Here is a 19,882-nt window from a genome sequence, read left to right as displayed (position 1 = left end):
CCACAAGATTTGGCTGATCCACAAGATTTGAAGGAGCAAATATGTCGAGAACTCTCGTGCTCGTGCGCCACGGCCAGAGCGAATGGAACCTGAAGAACCTATTTACCGGCTGGCGCGACGTCGACCTGACCGAACTGGGCCATGCCGAGGCCAAGTCGGCCGGCGCCAAGCTCAGGGCGCGCGGCATGAAGTTCGACATCGCCTTCACGTCGTCGCTGATCCGGGCGCAGAAGACCTGCCAGCATATTCTCGACGCCGTTGGCCAGAGCGACCTCGAGACCATTCGCGACCAGGCGCTGAACGAGCGCGACTATGGCGATCTCTCCGGCCTCAACAAGGATGATGCGCGCAAGAAATGGGGCGAGGAGCAGGTGCATGTCTGGCGCCGCTCCTATGACGTGCCGCCGCCCGGCGGTGAAAGCCTGAAGGACACCGGCGCGCGCGTCTGGCCCTATTACCTGCACGATCTGCAACCGCATGTGCTGCGCGGCGGCACCGTGCTGGTGGCGGCGCACGGCAATTCGCTGCGCGCGCTGATCATGGCGCTGGACGGCAAATCGGGCGAGGAGATCGTCAAGCTCGAGCTCGGCACCGGTGTGCCGATCATCTACACGCTCAACGCCGATTCCACGGTGGCGTCGAAGGAAGTGCTGGAGCATTGAGCCGGAGAAGGAACGCGGCTTTCAAAAAAGCGCGTTGACACTCATCCCTCGCCCGCTTAATGAGCGCGCACCAGCCCAGATGGCGGAATTGGTAGACGCGCACGGTTCAGGTCCGTGTTCCGCAAGGAGTGGAGGTTCGAGTCCTCTTCTGGGCACCAAATTCCCGTTTCGAACCGATTGATGCGGTTTCAGAGACCCAAGAAAAAGCCCGGTTTGCCGGGCTTTTTCTTGATCCAATGCTCTAAGCTGCCTACCGTCAGCCATGGTATCCACAAGATATCCAACAATTATCCTTCCGGGTTAGGCAGCGATCTGTCGTTGCGACAGCGCAGCAGCGGAAGGATTTGGCCCGAGATCACTCTGGTGATCTTCTGTTGCTTGGCGTTGGTTACGACGTTCATGCACGCACATCCGTAGCCGTGACCCGAACCAGGCACATTGGTCTCGACGAATTGCCGCTCGTCAAAGGCCGGCACATTGTCGATGCCCTTGGGATCCGGGCGTCCCTGCATCTGGATCCACCAATCCCCGTCACTGTCGGTCAGGACGAGGTTGCCGGGGGTCGGGCTGGAGTACCAGCCACAACGGCGCTCGGCATGGGCGGCTGCAGACAAGGACATGATAGCCAGGCAGACACAGATAGCGAACAGTGGGCGCATGAATATCTCCTCCCTGAAGTAGGTCAGGTCGTGCCGCCGATCCGTTGGCGCCGGGGACGCGCATGACTTTTGCGAGCCTTATGGCTTCAACTTCGTGTCCACATGTTCTTCGATCAATCCGCAATGAAGCGTCACGGGCGCCCTTTGGACGTTGCTGAGTGGACCGTCGATGAAATCGCAGCCGAGCAGATTGACCGAGCTGCTCTTGCGCGCCGACGCAACGTTGACGTTGACATCGGGAGGGCCGGCAAGCCAGTCGAGACGCTTTGCGTCGACCTTGGCGCCGCTGATGCGGGCGTGGCCGCCTGTGCCCGGTATCTCCACCTCTTCGTCGTGCGGTGTGAGATCGATCAGGCCGACTTCGTTGGCGTGCTTCGCGGCGCTCGGCTTGGGGTCGCCGTAATAGGAGGCGAAGACGACGATTCCCTCCTTTTCAGCCGCGAGCTTGGCGGCTGCTTTCTTGGACAGCGTGACGTTGACGTCGAAGCCCATGTCATCCTGGGCTGTTGCCGGCACGGCAGATGCCAGCAGCACAGATGCCGCAATCGCCATTGCGAGCGATGATCCGCAGCGTTTCACAATCCACCTCCTTCAAGTCCCCACGCAGTGATGATGCCCCTCGCATTGTTCATATCTGGCAGCGACGTCATGCTCGCCGCCGGCTTCATCATGATCAAATAAGTTGCAGCACGTGTCAGTTCGCGGCCGGAACGGGGCAACTCAGATCGCCTTCCTTGCAATTCAGGTAACCCTCGAAGGCTTTGACACGGGATTGCGTCAGGCCGTCCATGCATTGCGCGATGAGCATCGGTATTACGCTTCCTCCGGCCGATCCAGCAGTCTGAAAACTGCACTCCGCGTCGCGAAACTTGCCCCAATCCCGCTGTGCCTGAACAAGAAGCTTCTTGGTATCCGCATCGTCCTTCAGGCGGGCTTCGATCTGCTTGTAAAGCTCATTGAGCTTCTTGTCGGATTTCTGGAACTCGGCACCGAAGCACTGATTCATGGTGGCCTGATCCTTGGCATCGGCGCACTTGTCCTTGGCAAGGGCGAATGTCGGCGCAGCCAGAACCACGGCAGCAGTCAATATCGCTATTTTCATCGATTTCCCTTTCCGATTGCAGTCAAGCTCTTAAGTTGCTCAGCCCCGCCCTATGTTCTCGTCAGCTGTCCGTTATTGCCACGATCGGCCCATGGCCCGATTATCTGGTTTTCATTGGATCAGCTTTGCCACCTTCGGCGACCGTGACGTTGCCGACCTTTCCTGAGCCGGTCAGCGTGCCGCCCTCCTTGACCATGACTTCGCCGGAGACCTCTCCGTCAACGACAAGCAGTCCCGAGACGGAAACGTCACCGGTCAAAGAGCCGGTCACGTGCAACTCCGCTCCCGCCACCACTTCCGTCATGCCCGAATATTTGTTCTTGCCGCTCAGCGTCAGCTTGCCACCGGCAACAACGAGGCCGCCGCTGTCGCCGGCGTCATCAAAGTCCGCGATGGTTCCATCAAATTGCCCGTCGGCTGCTGTCAGGATCAGTCTGCCCGCGCCCAGATAGACCTCGCCTTTACCGCCAAGGTTGCGAATGGCCGTATCGTTCAGGGAGTGCGCCACTCCCCAGGGCTTCAGGTGGTTTCCTTTCTGATCGATGTTGAGCACACCGTCGACTATGACGCGCGAGGAATGCTCGATGCTGCCCGGCCCGGCCAGAGTAAGATAGCCATCGGCCGCGATGTGGGTTGTGCCCGTGTAGGTATTGGCCCCGGTCATGCGCACGTCCGCGTCCTTCTCGATCGTGAAGTCGCCGGCGCCGAAGATGTTCCCGGCCAATCCGAGCCATCCGTCGCTGCCCATTTCGCCGTTCACTCGGTTGAGCTGCACTTGATCCTTGACAGCCGCGTCTGTCGTAAAGTCGGCAGCGCTGACAAAATAGGGTGAATAGGCGGTTGTTTTGTTCTCCAGATCATACATCACGGAATTGGACTGAAAGAAGGGTAGGCCGACCCAAATTCCATGGCCTCTCTCCTCATCGCTTTGGCGATCGATAACGACATCGCTGTATTCCCTGTTGTTGAAACTATCGTCAAATCCAAAAAACTTGAAGTTTATTATGCCAGAACTGTATTTATCAATTTTAAAACCTTTCGACTTGAGCTTATTTAAAGTATCTTCATTCGTAATATGAACAAATGTCGCTGTTCCTGTATCCAATAAGACGGGTCCGCTGAAATCAACCGATTGCTTCTTTCCCTTATGGTCAAAAGAAATCGTATAACGGTAAGACCCTTCGTACTCATTGGATGCATTCGCGCCTGATCGCGGGAATCGTCTCTGGTAAGCCTGAAAATCCCCTTCGCCCCACGGCGTCAGGGCCGTAAACTGGGATCTCAGACTGGGGGACAAATTCAGCGTCAGGCACGGACCGCAGCCCGGTGTCGTCTTCCTTTTTCCAAGATTTGCATTGGCAGAGACCACATAGCCGCTTCGGGTTTGACCGCCGGGGGCACTGGTCTGGTCTCCTGGAAAGATAAAATCGGCGGCTCCAAAGATGCCGTAAAACGTCGTCGAACCACCGGGTTCGCCTTTCTGCATTCTCTCGCGCGCATTAAGATCCGCGTAGACTGGCGTATCGCCGTATTGACCAACGGGCTTCTGCATCAATTTCACATCCTCGAGGTCGCCGAAACCCTTGGTGTAGACGTAATCCACCACCCGAGCAGCGCTAAAGCCGCCGTCGAAGGTTACGACAGGCTCCCACGCATCATCCGGATCGTAAAAAGACAGGCTGTCGAACCGTACCTGTTGTACCCAATCGCCATAGGTGCCGTCACCATAGGCGTACATTGCGGGCTTGCTGCCGGGCACCGGCTTTACGCCAGGGACGCTCGAATCGATCTCCGCGTTGAACTCATCCGACCCGGTGTCGAATTCGAACAGACGAGGCTTGGCACTATTGATGCCCACCATGATCCCGAGTTTGTGATAACCACCGTCGGTTCCGTATTCCCTGACGTGTTGCAATGGAATAAGTATCGGTCCGGCAGCCTGGACAGGGACGGTCTCTTCGGCCACCGCAGGTGCAGCATGTGATGTGTTCGCTGCCGGAACGGGGCAGCTCGGATCGCCTTCCTGGCATTTCAGGTAATCCTCGAAGTCTTTGACACGGGATTGCGTCAGGCTGTCCATGCACTGCGCGACGAGCATTGGCATTACACTTCCTCCGGCCGCTCCCACGGTCTGGAAACTGCACTCCGCGTCGCGAAATTTGACCCAATCGCGCTGTGCTTGAACAAAAAGCGTCTTGGTATCCACATCATCCTTCACGCGGGTTTCAATCTGCTTGTAAAGCTCGTTGAGCTTGTTGTCGGATTTCTTGGACGCGGCATCGGCGCACTCGTTCGCGGCGGCCTGATCCTTGGCGGCGTCGTAGCACTTGTCCTGGGCAAAAACGAAAGCCGGCATGGCCAGGACCATGGCAATGGTCAGCGTCGCGGTTTTCATCGGTTGACCTCTGTTTAGAACTGCCGGCCCGGTCGGCTGCTAGTTGGCATCGTCGTCGTTCGATCCGGCAGCGTCGTCGGTACTGTCATCCGTCGCATCGTCATCCGAGCTGTTGTCGTCAGTGTCGGTGTTGTTGTCGCCATCACCACCGTCCGTTGGGTCTGCATCGTCATTCTGATCGCTCGAATCGTCCTGATCGTCGGAACTATTGTTGTCAGTGCTGTCATCCGACGCATCGTTATCCGTACTATCGTCGTCAGTGTCGTCGTTCTGATCGCTCGGATCGTCCTGATCATCGGAACTTTTGTCATCGGCATCGGGAGGAGACGTTTCTGCGTCCTGACTGGCGTCCCCAGGCTGCGAGTCGTCCCCGCGATAGCTTGTGTCATTGAGGCCCGTCTCCATCTCCTCGTCATACTCATCGACGATCTGCGTCCATTCCTCTCGATTGTCGACACTCGTCCATTGGGAGATATTGTTGACCGAGATGTTGGTGTTGAAGTTGTTGACGGTGATGTTGGTGTTGACCTCGACGACGTCTGTGACTTCTGTCCCGCGGTTCACGCCAAACAGGAAACTGGTGGCACTCGCGGCAAGGGCGGCCCAAACGAACCTATCGACATCGCGCGGCGTCGAAATCGGCTGATGCCGCACTGTGGCAAGCACGTCACCCGGTCGGATGCCTTGCCGCGCGGCAACACCGTGGGGTGCAACGGCCAGGACATACACGCCGCGAAGCTTGGGCGGGATCTGGTAGCGGTGCCGAGAGGCGTGATTGATCGGTATCAGAACCGCGTTAAGAGCCCGGGAAACATAGGGTTTCGGCAGATCATATTTGCTGGCATACGCAACATTGATCGTGTGCGGGACAGCTACACTCACAACAGCCGTCATTTTCACTGAAGTTGCCAATGCACGGGCGAGCTGCATTATCAGTCTGGATTTTCGAACGGTTTGCATTTTGCACATCCTGCAGCTGATGATTGGAGTCGATCTCAGAGCCCCGGCGCCCCGGAGCGCTCACCAATCATTCTCCCCCTGCACCAACGGTCAGCGGCAATTTCCAGCGATCATCACCGTCGTTCCGTAACTTCCTCGGCAAAACACTTTGCCAGGTCTTGCGGCGCTCCGAGCTTCTTCGCCCAGGATACCAGTTCAGGTTTTTCCGACGGCTCGGCATAGCCGCCCCACACGTCGCGAAACTGCTTCTTTCCGTCGACTGTCTGGAAGAACATCACGCCGTCGTCGCTCACCGGCGTGGAGACGTAGGCGGCGCTCCAGCTGCCGCTCTCCATGATCGTGAAGAACTTTGCCTGAGCGGGCTTGAACTTATTGGTCATCGCCGAGACGACGAGAGGGGCATATTCCTGCTTGCGCGCCTTCGTCACTTCGACCTTTATACCGTCACAGGCGTTATTCGCAGCGAAAGCGGACGTCAGCGCCATTCCCAACCCCGCAAGGCCGACCATAACGATTTTGGCATGTCGCCGGACCAGGCCGCTGAATTCAGACATGATTGGCTTCCTCCTTGTTCGCCCCCGAGTCCGTTAATCGGAATCGTCATCGTCGGATGAATTGTCATCGTCCGGTGTATCGACCTCGCAGCCGATGCCGCGGCAGCCTTGGTAGTTGCCTTGCGTATCGAAGTTGGGATTGCCTTCTCTGTCGTACTGCGGTCTGTCGTCGATACTTTGATCCCCGTCATCAGGATCGTCGACTTTACATCCGAGCCCATGGCAGCCGATGTAACGGCCCCTGGTATCGAAGTTGGGATTGCCGTTCCTGTCGAACTGCGGCCGATAGTCAATCTGTCGGCCACCTTTATGGGGCCGATCAGCCAGGCAGCCCTTTCCGCGACAACCGCCGTAGTCGTCGGTGGTACAACCGGCGATCGCCATCAAAGCAGTGGCCAAGGCCGCATAGATTACGAATTTCATGATTCATTCCTCCGACTGGCTGGCGGCGGACATCGTCCATTTCGGAAGGCCATTGCAGGCGGCGATCCCCGCTTTTGCCGCGAAGGCTGGCGCCAATCGGAGGAGGGCAAAGCTTCGCCGGCCATCAAACGAGAGCCAGGCTGTGGGCGATGCATTCGACGACTTAGCCGACGGTTGCCGTAGTCTCTTGCGTCGGGTCGAACGCTCCCGGCCGGGGCCGCCGCATTAGCGAGTGTCAATATTCCTCTCCATGCTTAGTGCCCCGTCCGCCCAAGCATGTTTCAACGATCCGCTGACGCGGCTGTGCTTCCAAGAAATGCATCCAAGTCAGCCTATGACAAGGACAAATCCCAATATCGCAGGATTGAATTTTGCAAATGCTTAATAATTCGGAATCAGCACGGGCTATCTTAGCAGATACTGAAATGTGACCAGCAGCAAGATTCAGGAATGCTTCCTTAGGTTTGTTCTCATTAAGCCGAGTTAGTACAAGCAATATTCTATGCTGTTGTGAATTTTGCGCCAGCTCTACAAAAAGGGCGCGACGAACCCACCCCAATCGCGATCTATTGTGGTATTTTGTCGAACCCAGCCAACCCTTGCGAGGGCCGAAAGAAACGTGCCCTTTGCCCGACTTTTCAACGCTGCGGAGTGCCAAATAGAGGCACAGTGGGGGCGGCACATCCCACAAAAGCTCGCAGAGGCGGCTGCGGCCGACCGGATGCGGCGCCAGCGCCAGATAGGCGAGCAGCGCACACAGCTTGCGCGATTTTGGGAGCCGGCTGATCGACCAGAACATCGCGCAAGGGCATTATCTCGGCGCGCTGATCGCGGCCGAACCGGCACTCGAACTGGTAGCGCCGGTGAGCATCAACATCGTGTGCTTTCGCTACCGCGCGGACGGACTGGGCGGGGAGCGCCTGAAAGCGCTCAATACCGAGATCATGCTGAGGCTGCAGGAAGAAGGCATCGCCGCCATTTCCGACACGACGGTGCATGGCCAGCATAGCCTCAGGGTGGCGATCAACAACCACCGCACCCGGCGCGACGATCTGGACCTGCTGGTGCGGGAGACCGTGCGGCTTGGACTGGAGATTTCAAGGCCTGGCGTGGCTCTTCCTTCTCCCCTTGTGGGAGAAGGTGGACGCGAAGCGGCCGGATGAGGGGTGTTCCAGCTTGATACTGACGGCACTCCGTCCGCACCCCTCAACCGTCTTGGCGCTGCGCGCCAATCCACCTTCTCCCACAAGGGGAGAAGGAAGAAAGAGCGGCGCTGGCCCCGACAATTGGTCGTCTGCAAGGCTACGCCTCGAGCCAGACCTTCTCGAAATGCTGCTCGAGCGATTGGTGCTGCTCGCAGCCATGCACGCCCTTGCGGTAGGTGCGGTAGACCGAGCGCCAGTAGGGCTGGATGATGACGCCGGAATCGCGCAGATTCTGTTCGATCTTGGCCATGAGCTCCTTGCGGGCGCCGGGATCGGGCATCGCCAGCGCCTTGTCGAGCAGACTGTCGAATTCCGGATCGGCGTAGGCGGTCTCGTTCCACGCGGCGCCAGACTTATAAGCGAGCGCCAGCACCTGGACGCCGAGCGGCCGGCCGAGCCATTCCGTGCAGGAGAAAGGATATTTGCTCCAGTCGTTCCAGAAGGTCGCGGCCGGCAGCACGGTGCGCTTGATCTTCAGCCCGGCCTCGCGCATCTGCGCAGCGATGGCGTCGCCGGAGCTCTTCTGCCAGTCCACGTCGACCGAGATGAGTTCGTATTCGTGGTCGGCCTTGCCGGCCCCGGCGAGCAGGGCCTTGGCTTGATCAATGTTGCGGACGGCCGGGCCGATATCGGCATATTCGGGATGCATCGGCCCGACATGATGGTTCTCGGCAGGCTTGCCGCGGTTGTCCATGCCGATCTTCAGCACGGCGGCGTTGTCGACGGCGAGCTGGGCGGCGCGGCGCACCTTGATGTCGTCATAGGGCGGATTGCCGATATTGAACCGCGCGACGATGGTCGAGCCGGTGGCGATTTCCGAATTGCTCAGGCCCATGGAGTCGGTCTGCGCAACCGTGTCGGAGGCGGTTTCGTGATCGGTGTCGATCTCGCCCGATTCGAAGGCCGACAGCATCGCATTGGGGTCGGAGCCGTAGTCCACCCATTTGATGCCGTCGAGGTAGAACTCGCCCTTCCACCATGGCTTGTCTTTGCGGCGGACTTCGGCGCCGACCTCGGCGTCCCATGCCACGAGTTCGCAAGGCCCGGTGGTGATCGCCAATGCCTTCAGCGGATCGCCGTCGCCTTCATAGCTGCGGTGCATGATCAGCGTCGGGTAGTCGGCCATGCCGGCGATCAGCGAAATGTCGGGCTTCGGCAAATTGAGCCGCACGGTGACGTCGTCGACGCGCTCGATGCCGCCGTCGACGGGCTTCTTGGTATCGGCGTTGACCAGTGCGCCCATGCGCGCGGCGACTGAATTGCCGGCGACGGACGCATCACACCAGCGCGTCAGATTGTGGATCACGTCGTCGGCGTTGAAGGTGTCGCCGTTCGACCAGGTGATGCCCTTGCGGATATGCAGGGTCAGGACGCGGGCGTCGTCGCTGGTCTCCCAGCTCTCGAGCAGCCATGGCTCGAAGGTGAAGTCGCGCTTCCAGCGCACCAAATATTCGTTGCACTGGCGGGCGACGTTGGACATCTCGACGCCGTCGAAGGTGCGCGGATCCTTCCAGCCCTTGACATTCATGGCAACGCGCAAGACGCCGCCGCGCTTCGCCTCCTCGGCCCTGGCCGGTGACGGAGCAAGCCCGCCAAGCGCCAGCGCGCCGGCAGCGCTGACACCGAGCGCAGCCATGGTGGCGAGATATTCGCGCCGGTTCATCTGGCCTTTCTTGAAGCCATCGGCGACGGGCTCGGCCTGCGGATGCAGTTTTCGATCGGTCAGCATGAACTTCATTGTCGTCATTCCCCTGTTGTTGGGCACCTCTGCCGATCGCCAAACGCGGGGGACGGATGCGATCGCCGGAGCGCCATTGCCTCGGGGATGATAGGGCGAGCGCCCGTGGGGGAGTGTTCGGACTTCCGCAGTTCTTGTGCGCTGTTCCGCAAGCGGAAGGTCCCCCTCACCCGGATCGCCAACCGAATTGCGAAGGGCAGTTCGGGGCAATCCGACCTCGCCCCCGGGGGGAGAGGAGGTCGCCTGCGTTGATGCCAGGCTCTTCTCGCCAGCGGGGAGAAGGTGGACGCGAAGCGGCCGGATGAGGGGGCCTTCGCAACCTCAGTAAGGCCAGTCGCCTTTGCCAAGCGCGGCGATGGCCGCAATGATGCGGGCGAAGGCTTCACCGGCGCGCGGAACGGTTTTGCGGGCGCGCAGGAAACTGTGCACCAGACGCGGCTCCTCGCGCCACCAGGCGCGGCCGCCGGCGGCGAGGATGCAGTCGCGATAGGCCTCGCCGTCGGAGGACAGCGGATCGCACTCGGCCGTGATGATGAAGGTCGGCGGCAGGCCGGAGAAATTGCTGCCTCGGAGTGGCGAAAAGGTCGGATCGTCGGGCGACTGTGCCTTTGCGGAGCGCACGTTGCGATAGAATTCGATATCGCGCAACGTCAGCAGCGGCGCTTCGGCGTGCTCGACACAGGAGCCGGCGCTCTCTTTGCCAACTGGTTCCGGGCCGCCGAGCTCGGGATAGATCAGCACCTGGCCGATCGCATGGCGAGGATGGCGGTGTGTCGCCTGTGCCACCGCAGCGGCCAGATTGCCGCCGGCGCTTTCGCCGCAGAGCACTATCGGCAGGCCGGCCGTCGCCGTCGCCCATTCGAATACGGCCAGCGCATCGTCGAAGGCGGCCGGATGCAGATGCTCGGGCGCCAGCCGGTAATCGGCGGACAGCACGGCAAAGCCGGTGCCGGCGCATATCTCGGCGCAGATGTCGTCATGGCTGTCGAGGCCGCCAAGGACGAAGCCGCCGCCGTGATAATAGACAACCATCGCCTGCGGCGCCGTGCCCGCCATCTGGTAACGCCGGACCGGGATCGCACGGTCGCCGGCAGGAACCGCGCTGTCGCTGGCCTTGACGCCGGGTGGATAGGGCTCGCGAAACGCCCGGCACATGGCATCATAGACCGCCCGCTGCCTGTCGATCGGCATGTAGACGATTTCGGGCGGATACCACTCGTTGACCCGATCGATATAGGCCCACAGCTCCGGATCGAGCAGCGTCTGGTATTTTCCGCGCCCTCTCGTTCCGGGTCGCTCGGCCTCGGTGATCATCGCTGCGCGATCCCGCTCAGAGCTCGGCGTAGAGCCGGGCAGCATTTTCATAGCTGAAGCGCAGCGGCACCGAGCCCTCGACCGGCCAGGCTTCGACCGTCTCGCCTGCCAGCAGCCGGCAGGCGCCGTCGGTGGTGGTGACGGCACCGCCATAGAGCCGGTTGGCAAGGTTGAGGATGGCCGTCTGGTGCATCGCCGTGCTGCCACTGCCGCAGGCATCCTTGACCAGCAGCACTCGAAACCCGAGCGCCACCGCATCCTTGACGGTGGCATCGATGCAGGCCTCGGTCCAGACGCCGGCAACGACCAGCCACTCGATGCCATCGGCCTTCAGCCGCTCGGCGGCAGGCCCCGCGCGGAAGGCGCTGGCATCGGTCTTGACCAACATCATCTCGCCTGTCGCCGGGCCTACTTCCGCGCAGATCGCAGTCAGCGGATCGTCCTTGTCGGAAAATGCCGACTTGCCGCTGGCCTCGACCGGGTGGAACGGCCGCGCCGTGGCGAGATCGACGATATAGGCCCAGTGATACAAAGGCACATGATTGGCCCGTGCTGCTGTCTGCAGGCGCTGGACGTTGGCGAGGATATCGCCATAGCCTTCGACCAGATAGCGCTTGTCCCGCCGATGCTCCTCCTGGAGATCGATAAACACCGCCGCCGCCTTGCCGCGCTTGATCGAGATCGGGCTTTTCATGCAAAACTGCCTGTCAGCACTCAAACGTGTCTGTCAAGGAAATCATCCTCATAGGGGAAGCGCGACAGGAGCTCGGTGCCGGTCTCGGTGATCAGGATCTCGTCTTCCAGCTTGACGCCCTCGCGGCCGCCCTTCTCGCCGATATAGCTTTCGACGCTGACCACCATGCCGGGCACGATGAAACCGTCGCGGCCATAGGTCTCGTAGTCCATGGCGTGCGCTATGAACGGCGTTTCGCCATGCATGCCGACGCCGTGCATGACCGAGGTATAACGCTGGTCGACGAAGCGGTCCGGTATCTTCCAGGCCCTTTCGGCAATCTCGCGAAACGCCATGCCCGGCTTGACGACCCCGATATTGTGCTGAACCTGGTCGTGCGCCATGCGGTAGAGCGACTTCTGATAATCCGTCGGCTTGCCCGGTCCGCAACGGAAGGTGCGCGAAAAGTCCGAATAATAGCCGTAGCAGCCGATCGTATCGGTATCGAGCGCCAAGAGTTCGCCCGGCCTGATCTTGCGGCCGCTCGCCTCGTTGAACCACGGATTGGTGCGCTGGCCCGAGGTCAGCAGCCGGGTCTCGATGAACTCGCCGCCTTGCCGGATGACCTCACCATACATGATGGCGAACAGCTCGTTTTCGGAAACGCCAGGTTTGATCGCCTCGCGCACGGCATAGACCGCAGCCTCGGCACCAGCCATCGACACCTGCAGGCATTTTACTTCCTCGGGCGTCTTGACCGCGCGCACCGCCAAAATCTCGCCCTGGCAATCCCGCACTTCGCAGCCGCGCTTTTCGAGCGCCAGTGCCTGCAGATGACTGCAGCGGTCAAGGCCGAGCTTCATCGAGCCGCCGCCATGCACCTTGAGCAATTCGGCGATCTCATCGGCGAACGGGCCGGCGGTCTCGTCGTCGCGGCCTGACACCGACGACCAGACCAGCTTGGACGGACGCGCCTCGTCGATCGTGTCGAGCACCATCGAGACATGGTAGCTCTGCGGATATTCGAACAGCACGATCGGCCCTTCGGTGGGTATGAAGAAATAGCGCGTCGAGTTGCGCAGGAAATAGCCGAACATGTTGCGCGAACCGGTGGCGTAGCGCTGGTTGTAGGGATCGAACAAAACGACGCCGCCATAGCCGGCCTCGCGCATCCAGGCGCGCAGCCTGGCAAGCCGGCCCTTGCGCAGCGCGTCGGCGTCGATGAAGGACGGCTCGGTGTCCGACAGCCACATACCGCCGGCCGGATCCGCCGCCGCCGGATGGCGCATGCGATCCCTAAAGTCGACATCCTCGGTGCTGTCGGGGTCAAAAACGACGATGCTCATGGGTGCCTCCTGGAAGCGGCGAGGATGGGCCATGCGCCGCGTAGAGGCTGTGCGAGATACCGCAGATGTTGTGCGAAATACCGCTTGAAGTCGTTCCGTAGCGTTCTACGGCGCCCCCCTCTGTCCTGCCGGACATCCCCCCTCAAGGGGCAGGGCAATCGCATTTGGATTCTTACGAAGATGGACCCCCACCCTAACCCTCCCCACAAGGGGGAGGGAACGCTGCCGCCCGCCCTTACTTCCCCTTTTGGCGCCGAAAGGCAGGCAATTTGCCGAGGTCAGCGCCAACGGAAGTCTCCCTCCCCCTTGTGGGGAGGGGTTAGGGGTGGGGGTACGTCGTAGAGCGAAAGCCTCGGCTTTCCATCTGCGATAGCCCTGCCTCAAGGGGGGAGATCGGCTCGTCATCGCCGCTTTCGTGAATTTCCACCGTCGCAGGAGGAGCGGAGCATCGAAGCTGCCAATCTCCCCCCTCGTGGGGGAGATGTCCGGCAGGACAGAGGGGGCGCTGTCCCGGGCGCTGTCCCGCCAACGTCCGAAATACCTAATGCCTCCGCATCACCTTCGGCGCATGGCCATGCTCCTCCCGAAACGCCCGCGCAAAACTCGACATCGAGGCGAAGCCGCAGGCCAGCGCCACGTCGCGCACCATCAGCGTCGAATGCGCCAGGAGGTCGGCGGCACGCTTCAGCCGCAGGCGGCGGTAATAGCCGTTGGGCGAGATACTGAGTTCGGAGCGGAAATTGCGTTCGAGCTTATCGGAGGAGATACCAAGTCGCCCCGCCAGTTCCGCCATGCCGAGCCGCTCCTCCACCGCATCCTCCATGATGGCGATGGCCGACAGCACCAGTTCGTTCTGCACGCCGGTCCGCAGCCTGAGCGGCATCAGCTTGCGGTCGACGCTGGAGCGTAGCGGGCTGTGCACAAACCATTCGGCGACGCCGGCGGCCAGTTCGGCGCCATAATCGCCGGTGATGATCTCCAGCATCATGTCGAGGCTGCCGACGCCACCGGCCGAAGTGAAGCGCTTGCGGTCGATGACATAGAGATCGCGCCTCAGCTCGATGTCCGGAAACGCTTCGGTGAAGGCAGCCTGGCTGGTCCAGTGCAAGGTGCAGGCATGACCGTCGAGCAGGCCGGCCCGAGCCAGGAAGAAGGCGGCATCCGCCACCGCGCCGATATGGGCACCGCCGCGCAGGCTTTTGCGGATCCAGCTCACGGCATCCTCGGCGACGAGATGATCGGCGTCACCGCCTGAGCAGACGACGATGCGATCGACCTTCGGCGCGTCATGGGCGGAAAAGCCGGGCTGAATGACGACGCCATTCGAGGCCTCGACGGGGCCTTCGGCGGCGCCGACGATGATCCAGCGGTACCAGTCCCGCTTGGCCAGCACGTTCGCCGCGCGCAGCGGCTCGATCACCGAGCTGAACGCCATCATCGGAAAGCCTGGGAAGACCAGGATGGCGAAGGTGAGCGGGGTATCGCTTGCCGTCGGTTGGTTGCGTTGTCGGTTGTTCATAGCTTCCGGAGCCAGGCAGCAAGGTGGATCAGGAAGCTACAATTCTGCCAGATGGCGCCAAGGTCAACGGAATAGAATGTAAGACACATGGATATGGATGCAGAATAAGCGCCGCTCGTTCGCGATCCTTCACGCCCCCTCTGTCCTGCCGGACATCTCCCCCACAAGCGGGGAGATCGGCAGCTTCGCCGTCCCGTGCGTGTTTCAGCGCAAGATGACGGCCAAATTCCCCCCTCGTGGCCGAGATGCCTGGTAGGGCAGAGGGGGGCACTGTCCTGCCGACGTCTCGCAGGTTCTTGTTGGCGGGCTCAGCTCGCCAGCGCCTGATCCAGATCCGCGATCAGATCGTCGCCATCCTCGATCCCGGCTGACAGCCTTACCAGCGAATCCGAAATCCCGATCTCGGCGCGTTTTTTCGCCGGGATCGAGCCGTGCGTCATCAGCGCCGGGTGCTCGATCAGGCTTTCGACGCCGCCGAGGCTTTCGGCCAGCGTGAACAGTTGCGTATGTTCGAGGAAGCGTTTGGTGCCGGCGAGGTCGCGGTCGAGCTCGACCGTGATCATGCCGCCGAAGGCGTGCATCTGCCGCCTGGCGATGGCGTGCTGCGGGTGGCTGGGCAGGCCGGGATAGATGACACGGCGGATGTCGGGACGGCTTTCCAGCCAGTGCGCGATCTTCTGGCCGTTCGACGAATGACGCTCCATCCTCAGCGCCAGCGTCTTCAGTCCGCGCAGCGCCAGGAAACTGTCGAACGGCCCGGAAATGGCGCCGATGGCGTTCTGCAGAAATTTCAGCCGGTCAGCGAGATCCTTGTTGTCGCCGACCACGGCGACGCCGCCGACCATGTCGGAATGGCCGTTGAGGTATTTTGTCGTCGAATGGACCACGATGTCGATGCCGAGCTCCAGCGGCCGCTGCAGATAGGGGCTGCAGAAAGTGTTGTCGGCGACTGAGAGCACGCCTTTGCGCCTGGCAAGTGCTGCGACGCCTTCGAGGTCGACGACACGCAGCAGCGGGTTGGTCGGCGTCTCGACCCAGAGCATTTTGGTTTCCGGGCGGATCGCCGCCTCGACCGCGGCAAGATCGGTGAAGTCAACGAAGTCGACCTGGAGGTTGGCGGAGCGCTTGCGCACCCGCTCGAGCAGCCGAAACGTGCCGCCATAGATGTCGTCGGTGGCGACGATGTGGGCGCCGGAATCGAGCAGTTCGAAAATAGTGGCGATCGCTGCCAGCCCCGAAGCGAAGGCGAAGGCGGCTGTGCCGCTTTCGAGATCGGCCACAGCGCGTTCGAAGGCGAAGCGGGTCGGGTTCTGGCTGCGGGCATATTCAAAGCCCTTGTGCACGCCCGGGCTCTGCTGACCGTAGGTCGAAGTGGCATAGATCGGTACCATCACCGCGCCCGTCGTCGGGTCGTGGCTCTGGCCGCCATGGATGGTGCGCGTCGAAAAGGCGAGGCGGTTTTTGCCCGATACGGTGGCTTTGACGGTCATCGGGCGCGCCTCAGATGGTTGATCAGGTCAATGCGTGTTATCAGCCCGATGAATTCGTCGCCGTCGAAGACGATGGCGACCTCGTTGCGATCAAACACCGGCAGCAACGCGTCCAGCGTCTGGCTGGCTTGCAGCGTGTGCAGGGTAGAGGTCATGGCCGTACTGACCGGAGCCTTGAAGCGGTCCCAGCGGCTGTCATAGGGGCCTTCGACCTTGGCGAGGATATCGCTTTCGTCGATGATGCCGACGAGCTTGCCCTCGTCCAGCACCGGCAGCTGCGAGACGTCCGAGCGGCGCATACGGCCATAGGCGTTGAGCAGGCTTTCGTCCGGACCGACATACACGGTGTCACCGGTGCGGTGCGAACGCATCACCAGATCGCGCAAATCACCATGCTGCTCCTGCTCGGCAAGGCCCTGCTCGGCCAGCCAGAAGTCGTCGAACACTTTCGACAGGTACTTGTTGCCGCTGTCGCAGACGAAGGTGACGACGCGCTTCGGCACGGTCTGCTCGCGGCAATAGCGGAGCGCTGCCGAAAGCAACGTGCCGGACGACGAGCCGGCGAGGATGCCTTCCTTCGAAAGCAGGTCGCGCACCGCCAGCATGCTCTGCTTGTCGGGGATGGAATAGGCCTTCCTGACCAGCGACAGATCGGCATTGGGCGGGACGAAATCCTCGCCGATGCCTTCGACGGTCCAGCTCCCGGCCTCTATCATCTTGCCGGTCTTGATCAACGGCGCCAGCACCGAGCCGACCGGATCGGCCAAAATCATCTCGGTCTTTGGCGAGACTTTCGCAAAGTAGCGGCCGAGCCCGGTCAGCGTGCCGCCGGACCCGACGCCGACGACAACCGCATCGACGTCGCCTTCGAGCTGTTGGAAGATTTCCGGTCCGGTCGTGGTTTCATGAGCCAGCGGATTGGCCGGGTTGGCAAACTGGTTGGCATAGAAGGCGCCGGGCAGCTCGGCGGCGATCTTTTCGGCCATGTCCTGATAATATTCGGCATGACCCTTGCCGACATCGGAACGCGTCATCCGCACCTCCGCGCCGAGCGCCCGCAAATGCTGGATCTTTTCGCGCGACATCTTGTCGGGGACGACCAGGATGATGCGGTAGCCCTTGGGGATGCCGACCTGGGCGAGACCAAGACCGGTGTTGCCGGCGGTCGCCTCCACAATCGTCCCGCCGCGCTTCAGTTTGCCCTGTTTTTCGGCGGCGGCAATCATCGACAGCGCGATGCGGTCCTTGATCGAGCCGCCGGGATTCTGGCTTTCGAGCTTGATGAACAGCCGGCACTTGCCGATGTCGAATTTGGTCAGCTCGACGACCGGCGTCTGCCCGATCAGGTCGAGAACCGAGGCATAAGGCGGGCGCAGGCGGGACGATGCATCGTCCGATGCCACGATCTTGTGCTTGCTCATGTCAGATGCTCCGTTGCCAGAATGAGCAACCGCCCTGGAAGACGGCAACCTACCGTCTTTTCCAGCCGTTTGCAGTTGGAAAGAAGATAGATCGTGCCAATCCGGCCGCCAGCAGGGGAATGGAATTTCGCGAAAGCTTCGTCGGCCTGCAGGCAGGGGCAAAAGATTTGCAGAACCCGCTTAGGGTTCAGGCGATCGCGGCCTGGGCTTCGATCTCGATCAGAAAATCCGGATTGCCGAGGCCGGCGACGCGCAGCACCTTGATGATCGGCGGCGCGCCACGGTTTGCCCAGAACGCCATCCAGGCGCCGAAGGCCGGCCCTATGTCCAGGTCGCCGGCGATATAGACCGAGAGGCTGACGAGGTCTTCAGGCTTTGCCCCACCGGCTTCCAGCACCTTTGCCAGGTTGGAAAGCGCCTGAGCGGTCTGCGCAGGGAGATCGTCCCTGGCGACGATCCGGCCTTGCGCGTCGACGCCATTCTGGCCGCCGACCAGCACGATGCGCGCGGATGCCGGCAGCGACACGCCTTGTGAATAGGCCGGATTGCTGTGCATGCCCTCGGGGTTCAGCCTTTCGATGGTCACCGCACTTTTTCCTCCTCTTCAGCAAAAATTATCCCGCGGCCGCCCATAGGATCAACGGCAATCGTGCGGGCGTTTCAACGCACCATCTCGTTCGTTGCGGCCGCCGATTCGGCCATGCTACCCGGCGCTGGGCGAACAGCAATACAAGGAACGGCCGATGAAGATTCTTGCCTATGACAATTTCAAGCCCGGCGTCACGCTCGACGATTTGCGGCCTTATCTGCGCGACGAAGTGTCGAATGTCTGGCGGCTCTGGAAGGCGGGGATCGTGCGCGAGAATTATGCGCGCGCCGATATTGGCGGCGTCATCATCGTCTTCGAGCTCGACAGCGTCGCGGAAGCGCGGCGCTACACCGAGGACTTCCCGCTGTCCAAGGCCGGGCTGCTAGAATGGCACTTCATCGCCTTCGACGCGCCATTGCCGCTGGAATTCCTGTTCGATCCGACGGTCGATATCGCCAAGCCATGGGACCGGACTGCGGCATGATCCGGTCGAGCGACGGGATCGAAATCCCGGCCAGCCTGGCTGAGTGGTGCGATCCGCGCCGCACGGCGCTGGTGGTCTACGACATGCAGGTCGGCATCTGCCGGCAGGTGGCCGGCGCCGCGACCATCGTCGAGCGTACCGGCACGGTGCTGGAAGCGGCGCGCGGGGCCGGAATGCGGGTGGCGTTCACGCGCCACCTGTCGCTGCCGCGCAAATGGATGGGCGCGACGCAGCTGCGCCCCGCCATGGCCTGGCAGCGGCGCGACAGCCCCGACACGGTCGAGCCGTGGTTCCCGCGCGACGCCGAAGCGACGCGGATCGTGCCCGAGCTGGACCCCCGCGCGGACGAGGCGGTATTCGACAAGCTCACGATGTCGGCCTTCGATTCCACCGCGCTCGGCTTTGCCTTGCGCGATTGCGGCGTGCGCACGATAGCGCTCGCTGGCATCGCCATGGAGATCGGCATCGAGCCGACCGTTCGCCAGGCGACCGACAATGGCTTTGTCTCCGTGGTAATCGAGGATGCCTGTGGCTTCGGCAACCGCGAAGCGCGCGACCGCTCGATGGCGACGCTACGCTTCCTCGGCGAAGCCGTCGTCACCAACGTCGCAAGCTTCTGCAGCGCCCTTGCCGGCGCGGGTTGAGGGCAATCGGCTTGCTGGAGCCATTCACGGTTTCACGCAATTGCGGACGGAAAACCGCTCCGCGCTTTCCCGGAATTGATCTAGGTGGTGGCTGCGCTGTCGGTGCGAAAGCGCACGCCTTCGGCGCGACCGTGCACGCTACCCCAGTCGTAGAGCGCCTGGAGCGCGGCGGCGAGATCTTCACCGCGCCCGGTCAAGGCGTAGCGCCCCTTGCCGTCGGGCGACGTCTGGAGCGTGACGAAGCCGATCTCGACAAGCTCGGCCAGGCGCTGCGTCAGCATCTTGTCCGAGAGTGAGGGAATCAGCCGGCGCAGGTCGGAATAGCGCATCGGCTGTTCCTTGATGCGCGCCAGGATCACCGTCTTCCATTTGCCCCCGAGCGCGTCGAGCGCGAACTCGACCGGACAGCCGTAGAGTCTTCCGCGTTGGGTCATGCGCCATGGTAGGCAAGGCACGGTGACGACGAAAGCAGAATTTGCCCGGCCATCTGGCCAGGGTCGCGGCTCACGGCCTCGCCGACTACAAAATCCATGGAGGAGAACGAAGACGAGCGTGCGCGACATCAATCCGGTCGATGCGAGACGGCCGAAACGTGTGGCGTCATCGCCTGGCTGTCTCGACCACCACAGGCTGCTGGTCGGCTCTGGTGGAGCGAGCTCCCGCACCCCTGGTTCGCCTTCACCGAACGCGGCTATGCGGTCGAG

General features: G+C 61.6%; 20 protein-coding genes and 1 tRNA gene. 5 read left to right on the top strand and 16 right to left on the bottom strand.

The features are described from left to right. Nucleotides 1-41 precede the first annotated feature (41 nt). Together NKI72_RS24210 and NKI72_RS24205 are read left to right on the top strand one after the other, a co-directional pair. On the top strand, nt 42-662 hold the full coding sequence (locus tag NKI72_RS24210; RefSeq protein WP_352473555.1) for a 2,3-bisphosphoglycerate-dependent phosphoglycerate mutase: 621 nt from the start codon (nt 42-44) through the stop codon (nt 660-662). A 73-nt stretch (nt 663-735) separates the two neighbouring features. Next, nucleotides 736-820, top strand: a tRNA-Leu gene (locus tag NKI72_RS24205). Between the two features lie 129 nt (nt 821-949). On the opposite strand, the gene NKI72_RS24200 is transcribed toward NKI72_RS24205, so the two are convergent. The 7 genes from NKI72_RS24200 to NKI72_RS24170 form a co-directional block, all read right to left on the bottom strand. Next, nucleotides 950-1,321 (bottom strand): DUF4087 domain-containing protein, encoded by a 372-nt coding sequence (locus NKI72_RS24200; protein WP_352851039.1) that lies wholly within the window; start codon nt 1,319-1,321, stop codon nt 950-952. A 78-nt stretch (nt 1,322-1,399) separates the two neighbouring features. Beyond that, the gene (locus tag NKI72_RS24195) at nt 1,400-1,900 is read right to left on the bottom strand and encodes a hypothetical protein (protein WP_352614725.1); all 501 of its coding nucleotides are present in this window, start codon (nt 1,898-1,900) and stop codon (nt 1,400-1,402) included. 115 nt (nt 1,901-2,015) lie between these two features. After that, entirely contained in the window at nt 2,016-2,423 is a 408-nt protein-coding gene (locus NKI72_RS24190; RefSeq protein ID WP_352473552.1) for a lysozyme inhibitor LprI family protein, read from the bottom strand. A 100-nt stretch (nt 2,424-2,523) separates the two neighbouring features. Next, on the bottom strand, nt 2,524-4,818 hold the full coding sequence (locus tag NKI72_RS24185; protein WP_352822452.1) for a lysozyme inhibitor LprI family protein: 2,295 nt from the start codon (nt 4,816-4,818) through the stop codon (nt 2,524-2,526). Between the two features lie 39 nt (nt 4,819-4,857). Next, the gene (locus NKI72_RS24180; RefSeq protein ID WP_352473550.1) at nt 4,858-5,778 is read right to left on the bottom strand and encodes a Do family serine endopeptidase; all 921 of its coding nucleotides are present in this window, start codon (nt 5,776-5,778) and stop codon (nt 4,858-4,860) included. Nucleotides 5,779-5,891: 113 nt separating this feature from the next. After that, the gene (locus NKI72_RS24175; protein WP_352473549.1) at nt 5,892-6,332 is read right to left on the bottom strand and encodes a hypothetical protein; all 441 of its coding nucleotides are present in this window, start codon (nt 6,330-6,332) and stop codon (nt 5,892-5,894) included. Between the two features lie 33 nt (nt 6,333-6,365). Then, on the bottom strand, nt 6,366-6,755 hold the full coding sequence (locus NKI72_RS24170; protein ID WP_352836172.1) for a hypothetical protein: 390 nt from the start codon (nt 6,753-6,755) through the stop codon (nt 6,366-6,368). A 761-nt stretch (nt 6,756-7,516) separates the two neighbouring features. On the opposite strand from NKI72_RS24170, the gene NKI72_RS24165 reads away from it, so the two are divergent. Next, nucleotides 7,517-7,918: a hypothetical protein gene (locus tag NKI72_RS24165; protein WP_352683973.1), complete on the top strand. Its 402-nt coding sequence runs from the start codon at nt 7,517-7,519 to the stop codon at nt 7,916-7,918. A gap of 139 nt (nt 7,919-8,057) precedes the next feature. Here NKI72_RS24165 and NKI72_RS24160 read toward each other — a convergent pair whose 3' ends face one another. The 8 genes from NKI72_RS24160 to NKI72_RS24125 form a co-directional block, all read right to left on the bottom strand. Beyond that, the gene (locus tag NKI72_RS24160) at nt 8,058-9,698 is read right to left on the bottom strand and encodes an ABC transporter substrate-binding protein (RefSeq protein ID WP_352851037.1); all 1,641 of its coding nucleotides are present in this window, start codon (nt 9,696-9,698) and stop codon (nt 8,058-8,060) included. A gap of 321 nt (nt 9,699-10,019) precedes the next feature. Then, nucleotides 10,020-11,012, bottom strand: coding sequence for an alpha/beta hydrolase (locus tag NKI72_RS24155; RefSeq protein ID WP_352539771.1), 993 nt, complete (start codon nt 11,010-11,012; stop codon nt 10,020-10,022). A gap of 16 nt (nt 11,013-11,028) precedes the next feature. Then, nucleotides 11,029-11,706, bottom strand: coding sequence for an isochorismatase family protein (locus NKI72_RS24150; RefSeq protein WP_352851036.1), 678 nt, complete (start codon nt 11,704-11,706; stop codon nt 11,029-11,031). Nucleotides 11,707-11,726: 20 nt separating this feature from the next. Continuing rightward, entirely contained in the window at nt 11,727-13,031 is a 1,305-nt protein-coding gene (locus tag NKI72_RS24145) for a M24 family metallopeptidase (RefSeq protein WP_352539769.1), read from the bottom strand. A 541-nt stretch (nt 13,032-13,572) separates the two neighbouring features. Continuing rightward, on the bottom strand, nt 13,573-14,550 hold the full coding sequence (locus NKI72_RS24140; RefSeq protein WP_352458590.1) for a GlxA family transcriptional regulator: 978 nt from the start codon (nt 14,548-14,550) through the stop codon (nt 13,573-13,575). A gap of 308 nt (nt 14,551-14,858) precedes the next feature. After that, nucleotides 14,859-16,040 carry a cystathionine gamma-synthase gene (locus NKI72_RS24135; RefSeq protein WP_352458589.1) on the bottom strand — a complete coding sequence of 394 codons (1,182 nt, stop codon included), beginning with the start codon at nt 16,038-16,040 and terminating at the stop codon, nt 14,859-14,861. Further along, nucleotides 16,037-17,461 (bottom strand): pyridoxal-phosphate dependent enzyme, encoded by a 1,425-nt coding sequence (locus NKI72_RS24130; protein WP_352542812.1) that lies wholly within the window; start codon nt 17,459-17,461, stop codon nt 16,037-16,039. Before NKI72_RS24130 ends, NKI72_RS24135 begins: the two co-directional genes overlap by 4 nt. A gap of 187 nt (nt 17,462-17,648) precedes the next feature. Then, on the bottom strand, nt 17,649-18,047 hold the full coding sequence (locus NKI72_RS24125; protein ID WP_352614704.1) for a RidA family protein: 399 nt from the start codon (nt 18,045-18,047) through the stop codon (nt 17,649-17,651). A gap of 157 nt (nt 18,048-18,204) precedes the next feature. Here NKI72_RS24125 and NKI72_RS24120 point away from each other — a divergent pair, with 157 nt between their 5' ends. Then, entirely contained in the window at nt 18,205-18,534 is a 330-nt protein-coding gene (locus tag NKI72_RS24120; RefSeq protein ID WP_352458586.1) for a hypothetical protein, read from the top strand. Then, complete coding sequence (locus tag NKI72_RS24115) at nt 18,531-19,178, top strand: cysteine hydrolase family protein (RefSeq protein WP_352851034.1); 648 nt, start codon at nt 18,531-18,533, stop codon at nt 19,176-19,178. The genes NKI72_RS24120 and NKI72_RS24115 overlap by 4 nt, the downstream gene beginning before the upstream one ends. 80 nt (nt 19,179-19,258) lie before the next feature. Here NKI72_RS24115 and NKI72_RS24110 read toward each other — a convergent pair whose 3' ends face one another. Then, a complete protein-coding gene (locus NKI72_RS24110; RefSeq protein ID WP_352473975.1) occupies nt 19,259-19,612 on the bottom strand; it encodes a winged helix-turn-helix transcriptional regulator in 354 nt (117 codons plus the stop codon). Nucleotides 19,613-19,882 lie beyond the last annotated feature (270 nt).

Source organism: Mesorhizobium sp. M0437 (assembly GCF_040321335.1).
GTDB lineage: Bacteria > Pseudomonadota > Alphaproteobacteria > Rhizobiales > Rhizobiaceae > Mesorhizobium.
This window is presented reverse-complemented; position numbering and strand designations above follow the sequence as displayed.

What these genes read in the sequence shown, in the direction of transcription:
- NKI72_RS24210 (WP_352473555.1), top strand. Translation starts at nt 42, where the DNA reads ATGTCGAGAACTCTCGTGCTCGTGCGCCACGGCCAGAGCGAATGGAAC.
- NKI72_RS24200 (WP_352851039.1), bottom strand. Translation starts at nt 1,321, where the DNA reads ATGCGCCCACTGTTCGCTATCTGTGTCTGCCTGGCTATCATGTCCTTG.
- NKI72_RS24190 (WP_352473552.1), bottom strand. Translation starts at nt 2,423, where the DNA reads ATGAAAATAGCGATATTGACTGCTGCCGTGGTTCTGGCTGCGCCGACA.
- NKI72_RS24185 (WP_352822452.1), bottom strand. Translation starts at nt 4,818, where the DNA reads ATGAAAACCGCGACGCTGACCATTGCCATGGTCCTGGCCATGCCGGCT.
- NKI72_RS24180 (WP_352473550.1), bottom strand. Translation starts at nt 5,778, where the DNA reads ATGCAAACCGTTCGAAAATCCAGACTGATAATGCAGCTCGCCCGTGCA.
- NKI72_RS24175 (WP_352473549.1), bottom strand. Translation starts at nt 6,332, where the DNA reads ATGTCTGAATTCAGCGGCCTGGTCCGGCGACATGCCAAAATCGTTATG.
- NKI72_RS24170 (WP_352836172.1), bottom strand. Translation starts at nt 6,755, where the DNA reads ATGAAATTCGTAATCTATGCGGCCTTGGCCACTGCTTTGATGGCGATC.
- NKI72_RS24160 (WP_352851037.1), bottom strand. Translation starts at nt 9,698, where the DNA reads ATGAAGTTCATGCTGACCGATCGAAAACTGCATCCGCAGGCCGAGCCC.
- NKI72_RS24155 (WP_352539771.1), bottom strand. Translation starts at nt 11,012, where the DNA reads ATGATCACCGAGGCCGAGCGACCCGGAACGAGAGGGCGCGGAAAATAC.
- NKI72_RS24150 (WP_352851036.1), bottom strand. Translation starts at nt 11,706, where the DNA reads ATGAAAAGCCCGATCTCGATCAAGCGCGGCAAGGCGGCGGCGGTGTTT.
- NKI72_RS24145 (WP_352539769.1), bottom strand. Translation starts at nt 13,031, where the DNA reads ATGAGCATCGTCGTTTTTGACCCCGACAGCACCGAGGATGTCGACTTT.
- NKI72_RS24140 (WP_352458590.1), bottom strand. Translation starts at nt 14,550, where the DNA reads ATGAACAACCGACAACGCAACCAACCGACGGCAAGCGATACCCCGCTC.
- NKI72_RS24135 (WP_352458589.1), bottom strand. Translation starts at nt 16,040, where the DNA reads ATGACCGTCAAAGCCACCGTATCGGGCAAAAACCGCCTCGCCTTTTCG.
- NKI72_RS24130 (WP_352542812.1), bottom strand. Translation starts at nt 17,461, where the DNA reads ATGAGCAAGCACAAGATCGTGGCATCGGACGATGCATCGTCCCGCCTG.
- NKI72_RS24120 (WP_352458586.1), top strand. Translation starts at nt 18,205, where the DNA reads ATGAAGATTCTTGCCTATGACAATTTCAAGCCCGGCGTCACGCTCGAC.
- NKI72_RS24115 (WP_352851034.1), top strand. Translation starts at nt 18,531, where the DNA reads ATGATCCGGTCGAGCGACGGGATCGAAATCCCGGCCAGCCTGGCTGAG.
- NKI72_RS24110 (WP_352473975.1), bottom strand. Translation starts at nt 19,612, where the DNA reads ATGACCCAACGCGGAAGACTCTACGGCTGTCCGGTCGAGTTCGCGCTC.